The following is a 699-nucleotide window of genomic DNA, read 5'->3' as shown; positions in this document are numbered from 1 at the left end:
CAAGCAGCTAGATACGACAGGTGACCTCAAATGAGGCGTCTTGCATGGCTTCTACACCTGCCTGAATGCCAGAACTGCGTTCGTGCCGCCCATGGCGAAGGCGTTGCTCATGGCGACGCGCACCTTGCGCTCGCGCGGCACATTGGGCGTGATGTCGAGGTCGCAAGCGGGATCTGGCTCGCGATAGTTGGCGGTCGGCGGCACGACGTCCTCTTGGATTGCCATCACGCAGGCGATCATTTCAAGCGCGCTCGCTGCGCCGAGGCAATGCGCGTGCGTGGACTTGGTGGAAGAGATGGACATCGAATAAGCGTGGTTTCCAAACACACGCTTGATCGCCGCCGTTTCAGTCTGATCATTGCTCTTGGTACCGGTGCCGTGCGCGTTGAGGTAGTCGACGTCCTCGGCATTCAGCCCGGCATCGGCAAGGCAGGCGCGCATCGCCGACGCTGGCCCCTCGACAGATGGCGCGGCAATGTGGAAGGCATCGGCGGAAAGGCCGACGCCGGCGATCTCGGCAAGAATTGTGGCACCACGCCTCGTGGCATGCTCGTAGCTTTCCAGCACGGCCATGCCCGCACCCTCGCCCAGCACCAGGCCCTTCCTATCGGCGGAGAAGGGCCGGCATGTATCGGGTGAAAGCACGCGCATTGCTTCCCATGCTTTCAGCACGCCCCATGCGAACGGCGCGTCGCTGCC

The 699-nt window shown here is 62.9% G+C and carries 1 protein-coding gene; it reads right to left on the bottom strand.

Annotation, left to right across the window (positions count from 1 at the left end):
- Nucleotides 1-51 precede the first annotated feature (51 nt).
- Nucleotides 52-699 (bottom strand): beta-ketoacyl synthase (locus NMG46_RS29560; RefSeq protein WP_164757293.1); only part of this gene is annotated, 648 nt, incomplete at its 5' end.

Source organism: Mesorhizobium sp. LMG 17147, from assembly GCF_024297145.1.
GTDB lineage: Bacteria > Pseudomonadota > Alphaproteobacteria > Rhizobiales > Rhizobiaceae > Mesorhizobium.
Note: the sequence above shows the minus strand (reverse complement) of the source record. Positions and strands in the feature narration are given on the sequence as shown.